This window comes from Mycobacterium kansasii ATCC 12478 (genome assembly GCF_000157895.3).
In the GTDB taxonomy this organism is placed as follows: domain Bacteria; phylum Actinomycetota; class Actinomycetes; order Mycobacteriales; family Mycobacteriaceae; genus Mycobacterium; species Mycobacterium kansasii.
Window position 1 is genome coordinate 2,409,425 of record NC_022663.1, and the last position, 15,617, is coordinate 2,425,041.

General features: G+C 67.9%; 12 protein-coding genes. 6 read left to right on the top strand and 6 right to left on the bottom strand.

The window, feature by feature from the left end; genetic code table 11:
• Nucleotides 1–259 precede the first annotated feature (259 nt).
• The 3 genes from ygfZ to MKAN_RS10375 all read left to right on the top strand — a co-directional run bounded on the left by ygfZ (nt 260) and on the right by MKAN_RS10375 (nt 3,933).
• Entirely contained in the window at nt 260–1,351 is a 1,092-nt protein-coding gene (gene ygfZ / locus MKAN_RS10365) for a CAF17-like 4Fe-4S cluster assembly/insertion protein YgfZ (RefSeq protein ID WP_023368011.1), read from the top strand.
• Between the two features lie 157 nt (nt 1,352–1,508).
• The gene (locus tag MKAN_RS10370) at nt 1,509–1,691 is read left to right on the top strand and encodes a DUF3073 domain-containing protein (RefSeq protein WP_023368013.1); all 183 of its coding nucleotides are present in this window, start codon (nt 1,509–1,511) and stop codon (nt 1,689–1,691) included.
• A gap of 421 nt (nt 1,692–2,112) precedes the next feature.
• A complete protein-coding gene (locus MKAN_RS10375) occupies nt 2,113–3,933 on the top strand; it encodes a PE family protein (protein WP_023368015.1) in 1,821 nt (606 codons plus the stop codon).
• 142 nt (nt 3,934–4,075) lie between these two features.
• Here MKAN_RS10375 and purM read toward each other — a convergent pair whose 3' ends face one another.
• From purM to MKAN_RS10390, 3 genes are all read right to left on the bottom strand, one after another.
• Complete coding sequence (gene purM / locus MKAN_RS10380) at nt 4,076–5,179, bottom strand: phosphoribosylformylglycinamidine cyclo-ligase (protein WP_023368017.1); 1,104 nt, start codon at nt 5,177–5,179, stop codon at nt 4,076–4,078.
• A gap of 97 nt (nt 5,180–5,276) precedes the next feature.
• A complete protein-coding gene (gene purF / locus MKAN_RS10385) occupies nt 5,277–6,806 on the bottom strand; it encodes an amidophosphoribosyltransferase (RefSeq protein ID WP_023368019.1) in 1,530 nt (509 codons plus the stop codon).
• A 142-nt stretch (nt 6,807–6,948) separates the two neighbouring features.
• On the bottom strand, nt 6,949–7,341 hold the full coding sequence (locus MKAN_RS10390) for a sterol carrier family protein (protein ID WP_023368021.1): 393 nt from the start codon (nt 7,339–7,341) through the stop codon (nt 6,949–6,951).
• 19 nt (nt 7,342–7,360) lie between these two features.
• Between MKAN_RS10390 and MKAN_RS10395 the strand changes: the two genes are divergently transcribed.
• From MKAN_RS10395 to MKAN_RS10405, 3 genes are all read left to right on the top strand, one after another.
• On the top strand, nt 7,361–8,563 hold the full coding sequence (locus MKAN_RS10395) for an MCE family protein (RefSeq protein ID WP_023368023.1): 1,203 nt from the start codon (nt 7,361–7,363) through the stop codon (nt 8,561–8,563).
• Nucleotides 8,564–8,588: 25 nt separating this feature from the next.
• Nucleotides 8,589–9,851 carry a haloacid dehalogenase-like hydrolase gene (locus MKAN_RS10400; protein ID WP_225722879.1) on the top strand — a complete coding sequence of 421 codons (1,263 nt, stop codon included), beginning with the start codon at nt 8,589–8,591 and terminating at the stop codon, nt 9,849–9,851.
• A 208-nt stretch (nt 9,852–10,059) separates the two neighbouring features.
• Nucleotides 10,060–11,658, top strand: a complete 1,599-nt coding sequence (locus MKAN_RS10405; protein ID WP_023368027.1) for a stealth family protein — start codon at nt 10,060–10,062, stop codon at nt 11,656–11,658.
• Here the strand turns inward: MKAN_RS10405 and MKAN_RS10410 are convergent.
• The 3 genes from MKAN_RS10410 to purL are packed head-to-tail and all read right to left on the bottom strand — an operon-like array spanning nt 11,603 to nt 15,527.
• Complete coding sequence (locus MKAN_RS10410; protein WP_036395456.1) at nt 11,603–12,559, bottom strand: 3',5'-cyclic adenosine monophosphate phosphodiesterase CpdA; 957 nt, start codon at nt 12,557–12,559, stop codon at nt 11,603–11,605. The two genes, MKAN_RS10405 and MKAN_RS10410, sit on opposite strands and share 56 nt — an antisense overlap.
• A gap of 47 nt (nt 12,560–12,606) precedes the next feature.
• Nucleotides 12,607–13,263 carry an Rv0804 family intramembrane glutamic endopeptidase gene (locus tag MKAN_RS10415; RefSeq protein WP_103798007.1) on the bottom strand — a complete coding sequence of 219 codons (657 nt, stop codon included), beginning with the start codon at nt 13,261–13,263 and terminating at the stop codon, nt 12,607–12,609.
• The gene (gene purL / locus MKAN_RS10420) at nt 13,251–15,527 is read right to left on the bottom strand and encodes a phosphoribosylformylglycinamidine synthase subunit PurL (RefSeq protein ID WP_023368034.1); all 2,277 of its coding nucleotides are present in this window, start codon (nt 15,525–15,527) and stop codon (nt 13,251–13,253) included. Before purL ends, MKAN_RS10415 begins: the two co-directional genes overlap by 13 nt.
• Nucleotides 15,528–15,617: the final 90 nt, after the last annotated feature.

The window sequence follows — 15,617 nt, forward strand, 5'->3', positions numbered from 1 at the left end:
TCACCGCCGATCGCAAGCGCGGCACTGCCGCGCGCAGCGGGTCGCCACCAGGCGTCACCGCCGATCGCAAGCGCGGCAGTGCCGCGCGCAGCGGGTCGCCACCAGGCGTCACCGCCGATCGCAAGCGCGGCAGTGCCGCGCGCAGCGGGTCGCCACCAGGCGTCACCGCCGATCGCAAGCGCGGCAGTGCCGCGCGCAGCGGGTTCAAGCCCGCTCGGTTCGGGGAGTTCGCTGCATCGCGTTTCCGTAGAGTCGACATGTGACCGCAGTTCCAGCCCCGGATCCAGGACCCGACGCCGGCGCGATCTGGCATTACGGTGATCCGTTGGGCGAACAGCGCGCGGCCGAAACCGAGAGCGTATTCGTCGACCGCTCCCACCGGGCCGTCATCACCTTGACCGGCAAGGACCGGCAGACCTGGCTGCATAGCATTTCCACGCAGCACGTCAGTGATCTGCCCGAAGGTGCCAGCACCGAGAATCTCAGCCTGGACGGGCAAGGCCGGGTAGAAGACCACTGGATCCAAACCGAGCTGGCTGACACCACCTACCTCGACACCGAGCCGTGGCGCGGCGAACCGCTGTTGAGTTATCTGCGAAAGATGGTGTTCTGGGCCGCCGTCACCCCTGAGGCCGCCGATCTGGCGGTGCTGTCGCTGCTGGGCCCGCGGCTGGCCGATCGAGCGGTGCTGGACGTGGTGGGCCTGGATGCATTGCCTTCCGAAATGGCCGCGGTCCCGCTCGCCGGCGGCGGATTCGTGCGCCGGATGCCGGCTCCCGCCGGCCAGATCGAACTGGACCTGCTTGTGCCGCGCGAAGACTGCGCCGACTGGCAGCACCGCTTGACGCAAGCGGGTGTCCGACCGGCCGGGGTGTGGACCTACGAAGCGCACCGCGTGGCGGCCAGACGCCCCCGGCTGGGCGTCGACACCGACGAACGAACGATTCCCCACGAAGTGGGCTGGATCGGCGGGCCCGGGCTCGGGGCCGTACACCTGGACAAAGGCTGCTACCGCGGACAAGAAACCGTCGCGCGGGTGCACAACCTAGGCAAACCGCCGCGGATGCTGGTGCTGTTGCATCTGGACGGCTCGGGGGATCGGCCGTCGACCGGTGATGCGGTGATGGCGGGCGGTCGCGCTGTCGGACGCGTCGGAACGGTGGTCGAGCACGTGGACCTCGGCCCCGTCGCTTTGGCTCTGGTCAAGCGTGGGCTGCCGGCCGACACCGAGCTCATGACCGGCCCAGATGCCGACATCGCCGCGGTGATTGACGCCGAGTCCGTGCCGCCTGCCGACGAAGTTGGCGCTGGGCGGCTGGCCGTCGAACGATTACGACGCGGTGTCCAGTGAAACCTGTGACGTCCGCCATGCTGCCGGCACTTGGGTGCCAGGGCGTGCCCACGCTCACGCACGGGCACGGTAAGCTGTCGGCAGGACAATAACGACACTAAGAGATCGGAGCCGCCTACTCGTAGGCCGCTCCGTTATTTCGCGAGGGGGTCCCCCCATGGGCCGCGGCCGGGCTAAGGCAAAGCAGACCAAGGTTGCTCGAGAACTCAAATACAGCTCCCCGCAGACCGACTTCCAGCGGCTTCAGCGCGAGCTGTCGGGAGCAAGTGCCGATGCATCTGACCAGGTAGACGACGACGTCGACGACTCGTGGGCCGACGAGGACAGCTGGCGCCGCTAGAAGGGCACCCACGCCCCCGTTTCCCCCCATTCTGCGGCCGTGCGGGCCGTCGGGCTGGTTTCACAAATACGCGTATGAATACCCGGCGAAAGAGCCAAGTTTACCGGTGAGCCATCGGTGGGGGGCGATCCACCTCTACCGGAGGTGCGAGTGGACCTATGACCTGGTGGACCGGGGTGCGGGTGGTGTTGCATTCGGTCCCTCCCGCAAGGACGTTGTCCGTTTATTGTCGCTATGCCAAGCGACGCCGATAAGAATCGGCTCAATCATCCTGAGCAGCACGCGGGCATAAACAGATATCGCCGTTTGCAGCCCGGTCGATCCGCACTCTTGCGACGAAATGGGGGACTCCGGGTGAGTATCTGCTGTCATACTCGGGACGTCTGATTCCGGCGTGGTGGCCGTCGAACGGAGGCGTGCGATGTCGTTTGTGGTGGCCCAACCGGTGTGGATGGTAGAGGCAGCGGCGGTCTTGGCCCGGGTGGGATCGGCGGTTGATGCTGCGGATGCGGCCGTGGCGAGGGCGACCACGACGGTGGCGCCAGCTGCTGCCGACGAGGTGTCGGTGGCCGTGGCCGCGTTGTTTGCCAGCCACGGGCAGGCTTACCAGGTGCTCAGCGTCCGGGCTGCGGCCTTTGAACAGCAATTTGTGCGGGCGCTGGTGGCCGCAGCAAACGCATATGGCGGTGCCGAAGCGGTCAATGTGCAGCAGCTGGTGCTCGATGCGATCAACGCCCCGGCGCGCGCGTTGGTGGGGCGTCCGCTCATTGGTGATGGGACGCCGGGCGCGCCGGGTCAACCCGGTGGGCCCGGGGGCTTGCTATACGGCAACGGCGGCAATGGGGGTGCCAGCACGACCGCGGGCGTCGCCGGTGGTGCTGGTGGAGCCGCGGGATTGATCGGCAATGGAGGCGCTGGGGGTGCCGGTGGGGCCGGTGCAGCCGGTGGCGCCGGCGGTGCGGGAGGCTGGCTGTACGGCAATGGCGGTGTCGGTGGGTCCGGCGGGGCCGCGGCCGTAGCGGGGGGCATGGGTGGCAGCGGCGGGGCCGGCGGTGATGCCGGGTTGTTCGGCGTCGGCGGAGCCGGCGGGCGTGGCGGAGCCGGGGCACTCGGCGCAGACGGGGTCAATCCCGGCCTCGCCACACCAATCACGCCGGCGGCTCACGGCACCGACGCCGGCGCCCATGCCGGAGGTGGGCCCGGCTCCGACGGCACGGTCAGCGGGCAAGCTGGCGGCGGCGGCGGCAGCGGCGGCACCGACAGCACCGCGCCCGGCGCTAACGGTGGCGGTGGTGGTGGTGCTGGTGGGGCGGGCGGCCCCGGGGCGCCCGGCGGCAGCGGCGGCGCCGGCGGCACCGGCGACTCCGGCTCCGGCGCTGGTGGTGGAGGAGGAGGCGGCGGGGGAATCGGCAGCAGCGGCGGTAGCGGCGGTTCGGCCGTCTCCGGTGGCCCCGGTGGCGGTGTCGACGGTGGTGCCGGCGGCCCGCGCGGTTCCGGCGGCAACGGCGGCGGCGTCGGCGGCGGTGCTGGCGGGCTCGGACAATCCTCCAGCGCGGGTGGTGGTGGCGGCGGTGGCGTCGGTGGTGCTGGTGGTGCCGGCGCGCCCGGCGGTCACGGCGGCAATGGCGGCAACGGCGACGGCGGCGGCGGTGGCGGCGGCGGTGCTGGCGGCGTAGGCGGTATCGGCGCGCCGGGTGGCCACGGCGGAAACGGCGGAAACGGCACTGTTGGCGGTACTGGAGGCGGCGGTGGTGCTGGCGGCATCGGTGGTGCCGGAGTGGCCGGCCATGGCGGTGGCGGCGGCGGGCACGGTGGCGCCGGCGGTCGGGGTGGCCTCTTGTTCGGTGTCGGCGGTGACGGCGGCGCCGGCGGCGGCGGCGCCAACGGCGGCAACGGTGCGCATGGCGCCGTCGGCGGTGGCGGCGGCAACGGCGGATCCGGGGTTTCCGGCGGCGCCGGCGGTGACGGCGGGGCAGGCGGCGACGGCGGCGACGGCGGTGGCGGCGGCAATGGCGGCGCCGGCGGATCCGCTGGCGCGGGCGGACTGTTCGGCCGTTCAGGCAGCCCCGGCACCGGCGGCACCGGCGGCGCAGGCGGCGCAGGCGGCGCAGGCGGCGCAGGCGGCGCCGGCGGAACAGGCGGCGCGAGCGGGGCAGGCGGACCGGCTGTGCCGGGCGATGCGGGCGCACCCGGACACAGCGGCGACCCGGGCGCTGCCGGGCTCAGCGGGGCCTCCGGCTAGCCCGGTCGCCCGCGCCAAGCGCAGTCGGCGGACCTTTTTCCGCCGTATGGCAGTGCAACCCGGCGCAATCGCAGAAGGGACTTTCGTGCTGTCCGCGCCGAGCGCGAGGCGGGGATCAGCGCAAACAGAATGGGGCCGGTGTCTAAAACCTAGGATGCCGGCCGACTAATGTCGCACGCGGACCGTCTTTCCCACCTTTGCGCACGGTTCCCAAAACCCAGCAGTTCAGGTGCCGGGCCGTCAGTATGGCCAACGCCCGGTCGGTGTCTTCGGGACCCACGACGGCGATCATCCCGACGCCCATGTTGAACGTCTTTTCCATCTCTTGCCGTACTACCCGGCCACGCTGGGCGATCATGGCGAACACCGGTGCGGGTGTCCATGTGCCTCGGTCTACTTCAGCGACCAGACCGTGTGGAATGACCCGTTCCAGGTTGCCGGCCAGCCCGCCGCCGGTGACGTGGCAGAACGTGCGGACGTGCGTTTCGGCGGCGAGCGCCAGACAGTCCTTGGCGTAGATCAGGGTGGGCTCCAGCAATTCTTCGCCCAGAGTCCGACCGAACTCCTCCACGTAACCGGCCAGGCTCATCCGGTCTATCTCCAGCAGGACCGCGCGGGCCAGCGAGTATCCGTTGGAATGCAGACCCGACGACCCCATCGCGATGATCACGTCGCCAGGTTTCACACGCTCGGGACCCAGCACATCGTCGGCCTCCACCACGCCGACGCCGGTGGCCGAGATGTCGTAGTGGTCGGGTTCCATCAAGCCGGGATGTTCAGCGGTCTCGCCACCCAGCAGTGCGCAACCAGCACGCACGCAGCCCTCCGCGATACCGCTGACGATCGCGCTCACCCGTTCCGGCACCGTGCGACCGACCGCGATGTAGTCCTGTAGAAAAAGCGGTTCGGCACCGCAGACCACCAGGTCGTCGACCACCATCGCGACCAGGTCGAGGCCGACGGTGTCGTGTTTGTCCATTGCCTGAGCAACCGCCAGCTTGGTGCCGACCCCGTCGGTGGAGGCGGCCAGCACCGGTTCGCGGTAGCCGCCGCGCAGCGCGAACAACCCGGCAAAACCGCCCAGACCGCCGCGCACCTCGGGTCTGGTGGCTTTGGTTGCCAGCGGCTTGAACAACTCGACGGCGCGGTCACCGGCGTCTATGTCCACCCCCGCCGAGACATAGGTGATGCCCTGGATACTCGGGCCTCTGAGGGAGCTTTCTGGACTTTGTGGCGGTTCCGTCATCGCGATAAAGGCTACCGGGCCGCACCCATCACCGGTATCGGCGACCGGCGCTCTCAGGCCGATCGCCTATCGGAATCAACTACCGGGGTTGGCTTGGTCAGCGACCGACCGGTACTTCGTCGCCGGCGAGGCCACCCAACCCGGCTCCACGGGCCGCGTTGGCGAGCATCTGCTCGATGACGTTCTTACCCAGCGCACTCTCGCTGGGCAGTTCGATGGGGTAGACGCCGTCGAAACAGGCGGTGCACAGCCGGGAGGCGGGTTGCTCGGTCGCCGCGATCAGTCCGCGCAGCGAAATGTATCCGAGCGTGTCGGCGTTGATGGCATGCCGGACCGCTTCGAGCATTTCGGCTTCGGCCTCAACGGCGTTGGCGATCAGCTCGGCCGGCGACGGGAAGTCGATTCCGTAGAAGCAGGGCCACTTCACCGGCGGCGAGGCGATCCGCACGTGCACTTCCACCGCGCCGGCCTCGCGCAGCATGCGCACCAGCGCGCGCTGGGTGTTGCCCCGCACGATCGAGTCGTCGACGACGATGAGCCGCTTGCCGCGGATCACCTCTTTGAGCGGGTTGAGCTTCAACCGGATGCCCAGCTGCCGGATGGTCTGCGAGGGCTGGATGAAGGTGCGCCCGACGTAGGCGTTCTTCATCAAGCCCTGCCCGTACGGGATACCGGATTCCTGGGCGTATCCCACCGCGGCGGGTGTGCCCGATTCCGGCACCCCGATGACCAGGTCCGCGTCGACCGGGCATTCGCGGGCCAGCCGACGACCGATCTCCAGTCGGGTGGCGTGCACCGACCGGCCGGCCAGCGTGCTGTCCGGACGAGCCAGGTAGACGTATTCGAAGATGCAGCCCTTGGGCGTGGGGTTGGCGAAGCGAGTGGACCGGACGCCGTCGGCATCGATCGCCAGCAATTCGCCCGGTTCGATGTCGCGCACAAAGGATGCGCCGACGATGTCGAGCGCAGCGGTTTCCGAGGCCACCACCCAGCCACGATCCAGCCGCCCGAGCGACAGCGGCCGCACACCGTGCGGGTCTCGGCAGGCATACAGCGTGTTCTCGTCCATGAACGTCAGACAGAACGCGCCGCGCACGGTCGGCAGCAGTTCGAGCGCCGCCTGTTCCAGGGTGGAATCGGCGGAGCCGTGGGCCAGCAACGCGCCCAGGATGTCGGAGTCGGTTGTCGCCGGCGCGGGGCAGCAGCGGCCACCGATCAATCCGGCTTCGCGGGCGCGGGCGGCAAGGGCGGCGGTATTGACCAGGTTCCCGTTGTGTCCCAGGGCGACCCCGGTGCCGGCAGCGGTATTACGGAACACCGGTTGGGCGTTCTCCCAGGTCGTGTCGCCCGTGGTGGAGTAGCGGCAGTGCCCGATGGCCACGTGGCCCTGCATGGCCGCCAGAGTCTGCTCGTCGAATACCTGGCTGACCAGGCCGAGATCCTTGAAGACCAGCACTTGGGAGCCGTCGGCTACCGCGATCCCGGCGGCTTCCTGGCCGCGATGCTGCAACGCGTACAGGCCGTAATAGGTCAGTTTGGCGACGTCTTCCCCCGGGGCCCAAACCCCGAATACACCACACTCTTCACGGGGCGAGTTCAGGTCTTGCTCGGGCTGCTGGACGGTCACGGTTAGGCGACTCCCTGGGGCACGAATGGTGACGTATAGGGAGTCTACGGGTAATCCGGGCGTGTCGCCGAATCGACGGGGCGTGTCCGGGGACCGCGAGTCTTGCCCGTACGCCGGCGCAGCGGCGGGATGCCGCCGATATTCAGCTCGACAGGTTCACCAGCGGCAGCCACGACGCGATCTCACGCGCCCGCGAACCCGACACGATCAGCTCTCCGCTGGCCGCTGCGTCCTCGACGGTCAATAGTCCGGTGACCAGCAGCAGCCAGGTGCGCGGAGCCGTTTCCACGACATTGGGCGGTGTGCCGCGGGTGTGCTTAGGCCCGGAAACACATTGCACCGCCGCGAAAGGCGGGATCCGGACCTCGACGCTGGAGCCGGGAGCCAGCGCGGACAGGGTGCGCGCGGTGAGCCGAACCGCGGTCCCCAGCGCGTCCCGGTCGGGCGCCGGGTGCGTCTCGTCGTGCAGCCAGTCCGCGACGGCCAACACAGCCTGCCGAGTCTTAGCCGGATCGGCTTTACCGCGGGTGGCCATGCTCTAGGGTCTCAGAATCATGGATCCGCGAACGCGGCCACCGTACAAGATCATCGGTCTGCTGGGGCTGATGGTGTTGGCGCTCGTCGGCACCGGGCTCTACGCCCAGTTTCGCGGGGCTTTCATCCCGAAGACCAAGTTGACGATGCTTGCTCCGCGCGCGGGTCTGGTGACCGACCCGGGCGCCAAGGTCACCTACAACGGTGTGCAGATCGGGCGGGTGGCCAGCATTTCGGAGGTCACGCGAGACGGCGTTCCGGCGGCCAAGCTGGTACTGGACGTCGATCCGAAGTACATCGACTCGATTCCGGCCAATGTGGGCGGCGAGATCAAGGCGACGACGGTCTTCGGCAACAAGTACGTGTCGCTGACGTCACCGAAAATCGCTGATCCACAACACATCAACCCGTCCATGGTGATCGACGCGACGGCGGTGACGACGGAATTCAACACGCTGTTCCAGACGCTGACGGCGATTGCCGAAAAGGTCGATCCGGTCAAGCTCAACCTGACGCTGGGCGCGGCCGCTCAGGCCCTGAGCGGCCTCGGGGACAAGTTCGGCGCCGCACTGGTCAACGGCAGCGCCATCCTCGACGACGTGAACCCGCGGCTACCGATGGTTCGGGCCGACATACAGGGACTGGCGGCCTTGGGCGACGTCTACGCCGATGCGGCGCCGGACTTGTGGACTGCGCTGGACCAGGCGGTGACTACCGCGCGAACCACGAACCACGGGCAGGCCGGCCTTGATGCCGCATTGCTGGCGGCGGTTGGGTTGGGCAACAACGGTTCTGACGTGTTCGGTCGCGGCGGGCCATATCTGGCCCGGGGGGCCGCCGATCTGGTTATCCCCAGCCAGCTGCTCGACGAGTACAGCCCCGAAATCTTCTGTACCATCCGCAACTACAACGAAGTCGGGCCCAAAATCCGCGCTGCACTCGGCTTCACCGGCTACTCGCTGGGGGCCGCTTCCGGCAGCATTACCGGCGCACCCAGCCCCTACATCTATCCGGAGAACCTGCCGCGGGTCAACGCCCGGGGAGGACCGGGCGGGAAACCGGGGTGCTGGCAACCGATCACTCACGACTTGTGGCCCGCCCCGTTTCTGGTGATGGATGTCGGCGCCAGCGTGGCGCCCTACAACCATGTCGAACTCGGCCAGCCGATGTTCACCGAATATGTCTGGGGACGTCAGTTCGGCGAGTACACGATCAATCCTTGACGGAGGCCAGAGACGGGAAGAATCGATGAGGCTCTGGCCTTTGCGCCTGCTTGCCGCTGCGCTGACACCGGTGCTGACCCTCACCGGTTGTAGCTACACCGGCCGACATTCGGATGCGGCCGCGCACAACTGCCGCATCGTGGCCGCCGACCCGGGTTGGTATGGCGACAATCGCGAGCGCATCGACGCGCTGATCAACCGGCTGGGCAGCTGCGGAAAGACCGGATCTGTTGCCGCCGGCGCTCCCCTGGCGTTGTTCGACTGGGACAACACCATGGTCCGAAACGACGTCGGGAGTGCGACGTTCTTCTGGATGATCAACAACTCCAAAGTGCGTCAGCCTGCCGGCGGCAGCTGGTCCACCACCAGCGCATACCTCACCACCGAAGCCGCGGCGGCGTTGGCCGCCGCTTGCGGTGGCCTCGCGGATCCCGGACAACCGCTGCCCACCGGCTCCAGCACCGGCTGCGCTGATGAGCTGGTGGCCGTTTATGCCACGCGCGAAACCCGTTCGGGTGCAACCGCGTTCACTGGTTACAACCACCGCCGCATACAACCCGGCGACGCCTGGGCGGCCCAGCTGCTGGCCGGCTGGACCGACGCCGAGGTCACCGAATTCGCTACCGCGGCCAGGAAGCAGAACCTCGACGCCACCCAGGGATCCGAGCAGACCGTGGGCAGTACCCGACAGACCGGTTGGGTGCGCTACTACACACAGATGCGAGACCTCGTCGGCACGCTGCAAGCCGACGGGTTCGACGTGCGGATCATCTCCGCGTCGGCTGAGCCGGTGGTCCGGGTGTGGGCGACCGGCATCGGCATCCCGGCTGACCACGTGATGGGCGTGCGCACGGACCATGACGGTGACGTTCTGACGTCTCGCCTGGCAGTGTGTGGCGGCGAACCGTCGATCCCCTTCAACGAGGGCAAGCGATGCCGGGTCAACGAGCAGGTGTTCGGCGTCGAGAGCGCAGCTGCCTTCCAGCAGTCTCCGGAGCAGCGTCGGCAGGTGTTCGCCGCGGGCGACTCCGACGGAGACGTGACGTTCGTCACGGACGCGACCGAACTGCGCCTCGTCCTGAATCGCAACCAGATCGAGTTGATGTGCTGGGCGTACGCCAATGCCGACGGCAAGTGGATGGTCAACCCGGTCTTTATCAATCCCCTGCCGGTGAGCCCGCCCTACCGGTGCGCAACCCAGGGATTCAACGAGCCCGACGGCGGCCAGGCGCCGCTTCGTCAAGCCGATGGCACCGTGTTGCCCGACCAGCAGGACCGGGTCCACTGAAACTGAATCGGTGATACGCAGCCGCAAGCCAGCAGATTGCCAGCGCGTATCCAGGCGGTGCTAAATCGGCTGTCGCACAAGCGTTGTAGACTTGGCTCGCATCGCATTCATGCGCTTCGATAGCGGGGAGCGCTCTCACTCTGCACCGGCGCACAAAGTGTGAGATCCTCTCCGTGCCCTAATCACCTCTACCTAAGGCGGTGTTCCGATGCCCAGAATCCCTTCGTGCGATGGCGGCCGGCCCGCCGAGCGTAGCCTGGCTCCCATCATCGTCACCCGGCGAGGCAAAATCGCCCGCCTGGAATCCAGCCTTACCCCGCACGAGGCACAGCTCGAGGACCTGGTTTTTGTGCGAAAGGCGTTGAATCGGGCCAACATTCCGTTTCTATTGGTTCGCAACCACAAAAACAGGCCGATCCTGGCCGTCGACATCCGACTGCGTCCCGCGGTCGAGCAAGCCTTTGCTGCGGCGTGTGTCACCGAGCCGATGTACGCCAAGACAATCGATCAGAAGGGCATTCCGGCGGTGTTGCTGGCCAATGGCCGGCTTTCCGCAATGGGCGACCCGCGAATCCTCAGGCTGTATCGGCAACGGATTGCGCCGGGCGGATTCCGGTATGGTCCGGCATTCGGAGTTGAGCTTCAATTCTGGGTTTTCGACGAGACGGTGATCCGTTGTCCGGTGGAGAACTCACTCACCCGCAAAGTGTTGCCCCGCAATGAGCTGGTCCCGGCGACCGTCAAGTTGTACGGATACAAGTGGCCGACGCTGGAGGGAATGTTCACGCCCCATGCCAGCGACGTGACGTTCGACATTGATCTGGTGTTCTCCTGGGTCGACGGCAGTGACCCGGTTTTCCGGGCGCGGCGTGCCGCGCAAATGTCGCAGTACGTGGTCGGCGAAGGCGACGACGCCGAAGCACGCATCAGGCAAATCGATGAGTTGAAATACGCCCTGCGGTCGGTGAACATGTTTGCCCCGTGGATTCGTCGTATCTTCATTGCGACGGATTCAGCCCCGCCGCGGTGGTTAGCCGACCATCCGAAAATCACCATCGTTCGAGCCGAGGATCACTTCTCGGATCGTGCCGCGTTGCCCACCTACAATTCGCATGCGGTGGAGAGCCAGCTGCACCACATCCCGGGGCTGAGCGAGCATTTCCTGTATTCCAACGACGACATGTTCTTCGGGCGGCCGGTCAAGGCCAGCATGTTCTTCTCCCCCGGCGGCGTCACGAAGTTCATCGAGGCCAAGACCCGGATAGGGCTGGGCACCAACGATCCGGCCCGCAGCGGTCACGAGAACGCGGCACGAGTCAACCGGCGGCTGCTATTCGAGCGGTTCGGGCAGCTGATCACGCGCCATCTCGAGCACACCGCGGTCCCGCTGCGCAAGAGCGTGCTCATCGAGATGGAGCAGGAATTCCCCGAGGAGTTCGCGTGCACCCGGGCCAGCGCGTTCCGGTCGGCCACCGACATCTCGGTAACCAACTCGCTGTACCACTACTACGCGCTGATGACCGGCCGTGCCGTCCAACAGGAAAATGCCAAGGTTCGCTACGTCGACACCACCACCCACGCGGGCCTGGACCTGCTGGAGGAATTGCGGAAACACCGCCAGTACCACTTCTTCTGTCTGAACGACGGCAGCTTCCCCGAAGTCGACCCGGCCGAGCGGGCACAACGGGTGGTCAGCTTCTTGGAGCGGTACTTTCCGATCCCCGCGCCGTGGGAAAAGGTGGCCGCGGACGTCAGTGGGCCGGCCCCGGCCGCGCCGCTGGCGTCAGCACCATTGGAGGCTGGCTGAACAGCGAATCGCGCCGCGACGGCTCGATGAACATCCCGGTTTCGGCGATCTGACGTTTCGCCTGGGTGGGAGAGACAAAGGTGCCCACGGTTTTTCCGCCACCGAGCGGGATCACCGAATGCACCACGGTGTCTTGATAGACGTGCACCAGGTTGCATCCCTGCGCGCCGTCCCTGCCGCGGGTTCCCCCTGCGGCAACGGTGAGGTCCTGGGTGTAGCAGGTCGCCGATGCCACCGAAACCGGGATCCCGACGAAGGTGGCGTTCGTCGAGTAGTGCAGGTGCCCAGCCAGAATGGACCGCACGTCGCTGCCGTCGAGTACCCGGCCAAGGGCGGCCTGATCCCGGAGTTCCACCGTCACCGCGAGGTCCAAGACACTGGGGATCGGCGGATGATGCAGCGCCAAGATGGTGCCGTGCGGTGCCGGAGTCGCCAATTGTGTTGCCAGCCAGCTTAATTGGGAGCGCCGCAGTTCGCCGTGATGGTATCCGGGTACCGAGGTGTCCAGGGTGATGATCCGCAGGCCGTCGATCATGTGCACCCGGTCCAGCGGTGCCATCGACGGCGCCTCGTCGAGCAGGAAGCTGCGAAGCGCGGCCCGGTCGTCATGGTTGCCCATCACCCAGATGAGTTCGGCGCCAAGCTCGGCGGAGAACGGTTCCACCACCGCTCGCAGCTTGCGATATGCCTGAGCCTCACCGGTGTCGGCCAGGTCGCCGGTGAAGACGATGGCATCGGGACACATCCCGGAGCTGGTCAGCTGTTCGAGCAGCTCACCCAGTCGGCCGTCGGCATCCACAGCGCCGTAAAGGGGACCATCGTCGCCGACAAGATGCGTGTCGCTGATATGCAGGAGAACGTATTCCGGCCGCGGATGCTCCGCGGCCCTAAGTCTGTGCACCTGAGGTGCCAACCCTCTCGGTCTGGTGATCGCTGGGAAACAGCGCGTCAAGTATAACGGCGTGCCAGCGTGCCCGCAGCGCTCGCCTGCCGCCGCTGGACGGCCAGCGCCGCGACCGCGCCGGCCTCATTGATCGCCAGATGCGTCAGGATCGGCGCCGCCAGGCTGCCGGAGCGCTCGGCGAGCCATCCGAACACCCAGCCCGCCAGGCCGGTGACCAGCACCGTGGGCACCGCCGGCGCGCCCGTCGCGCGCGCGTCGGCAATGTGGGAAAGGCCGAAGGCGCCCGCTTGCAGCAGCCGTCCGCCCACCGGTCCGAATGCCTGGGTCCCGGCGGTGGCCAGCGCCGCCCGGAACGCGGCCTCCTCGGCCCACACGGTCCCGAAGGGGATGTGCAGCACCAGCCAGCCCGGCGCCGACGACGGCAGTTCACGTTCGGACATCGACAAGCGCACCACGGGCACCGGTGCGCTCGCCGCGATCGCCGTCGTCGTCACCGCCGCGGCCGCCGCTCCCAGTCGCAAACCCGCCCACAGCCGTGGCGGCCGAAGACCCACGGGCGCCCGGGTCAGCCACACCAGCAAGCACCCGAGCCCGGCCTGCAACCCTACCCGCCACGCAGTGGGCAGCCGCGGCGCGACAAAGCTCCAGCCGACCAGGCCGGCGGCCAAAGATGTTGCGCGAAGCCGACTTACCCGAAGAATCGCGGGAGCACCGCCTCGGACGTCTGGCGCAGTTCGGCCAGCGACACCGTGAACAATCCGTGGAACTCGATGACCTCCGAGGCCTGATCGACGACGCCGATGCGAACCGCGGGCAGGCCGCGCGCCTCGCACATCGCCCGGAACCGGCTCTCCTCGGTGCGTGGCACCGCGACGAGTACCCGCCCGGCCGACTCGGAGAACAGCATCACGAAAGGGTCGGTTCCTTCGGGAAGCACGATCCGGCAACCGGTTTCACCTGCCAGCGCTGCTTCGACGACGGCCTGGGCCAGCCCGCCTTCGGACAGGTCGTGCGCCGCGGACACCAGGTCGTCGCGCGAGGCCGAGCGCAGCACCTCGGCCAGCAGCCGCTCGCGGGCCAGGTCGACTCTGGGCGGCAGGCCACCCAGGTGGTCGGCGGTCACCTGGGCCCAGACCGATCCGTCGAACTCGTCGTGGGTCTCGCCCAGCAGCATCAGCATTTCACCGGGCTCACGGCCCAGCGCGGTGGGCAGACGCCGGTTCACGTCGTCGATGACACCAAGCACCCCGACCACGGGGGTGGGCATGATCGCGGTGGACCCGGTCTGGTTGTAGAAGCTGACGTTGCCGCCGGTCACCGGAATGCCCAGGGCCGCACAGCCATCGGCGAGCCCGCGGACCGCCTGGGCGAACTGCCACATCACGCCGGGATCTTCCGGTGAGCCGAAGTTGAGGCAGTCGGTCACCGCGACCGGGGTGGCGCCGGTGACGGCGACGTTGCGGTACGCCTCGGCCAGCGCGAGTTGGGCGCCGGTGTAGGGGTCCAGCAGGGTGTAGCGTCCGGACGCGTCTGTCGACACCGCGATGCCGCGGCCGGTCGACTCGTCGATGCGCAGCACGCCGCCGTCGGCATGCTCGGCCAGCACGGTGTTGCCGCGCACGTACCGGTCGTACTGCTCGGTGATGAACGCGCGGCTGCACAGGTGCGGACTGCCCAGCAGCGCAAGCAAAGTCGCGCGCAGTTCGTCGCCGGTCGCCGGGCGCGGCAGTGCGGCCGAGGTGTCGGCGTTGAGGGCGTCCTGCCATTCGGGGCGGGCGACCGGGCGGTGGTACACCGGGCCCTCGTGGGCTACGGTGCGGGGCGGCACGTCGACGACGGTCTGGCCGTGCCAGCTGATCCGTAACCGGTCCCCGTCGGTGACTTCGCCGATCACGGTGGCCAGCACTTCCCACTTGCGGCACACCGCCATGAAGGCGTCGACGTTCTCCGGGGCGACCACCGCGCACATGCGTTCCTGCGACTCGCTGCACAGCACCTCGGCCGAGGTCATGTCCTTGGCGCGCAACGGCATGGCGTCGAGCCGGATCGTCATACCGCCGTCCCCGGCAGAAGCCAATTCCGAAGTGGCACAAGCAAGCCCGGCGCCGCCCAGATCCTGGATGCCGATCACCAGCCCGCCCGCGTAGAGCTCGAGGCAGCATTCGATGAGCACCTTCTCGGTGAAGGGGTCGCCCACTTGCACCGATGGCAGCTTCTTGCGGGCAGCGGCTCCGGCGCCATCGGCACTGAAGGTGTCCGACGCCAGCACCGAAACCCCGCCGATCCCGTCGAGCCCGGTGCGCGCCCCGAACAGGATGATCTTGTTGCCGGCTCCGGAGGCGAACGCGAGATGCAGGTCCTCCTGGCGCAATACGCCGACGCAGAGCGCGTTGACCAACGGATTTCCGGCATAGCACGGGTCGAACACGGTCTCCCCGCCGATGTTCGGCAGGCCCAGCGAGTTGCCGTAGCCGCCGATACCGCGCACCACGCCGTCGACCACGCGGCGGGTGTCGGGGGCGTCGGCCGCGCCGAACCGCAACTGGTCCATCACCGCGACCGGGCGCGCGCCCATGGCCATGATGTCGCGCACGATGCCGCCGACACCGGTGGCCGCACCCTGATAAGGCTCGACGTAGGACGGGTGGTTGTGCGATTCGACCTTGAAGGTGACGGCCCAGCCGTCGCCGATGTCGACGACGCCGGCGTTCTCGCCGATGCCGGCCAGCATCCCGGCGCGCATCTCGTCGGTGGTGGTCTCGCCGAAGTAGCGCAGGTGCACCTTGGAGGACTTGTACGAGCAGTGTTCGCTCCACATCACCGAGTACATGGCCAGCTCGGTGTCGGTGGGCCGGCGGCCCAGGATCTCGCGTATCCGCTGATATTCGTCGTCTTTGAGGCCCAGCTCGTGAAAGGGTTGCGGATCGTCAGGGGTGGTGGCGGCGTGTTCGACGGTGTCAATCACGTGCCGGTGCGCGCTCGTCACGCCAGACAGTCTAGGTCGGGCGGTCTTTCTCGCCGAGCGTGACGTCAGCGCGCGATCAGCGCGCAATTC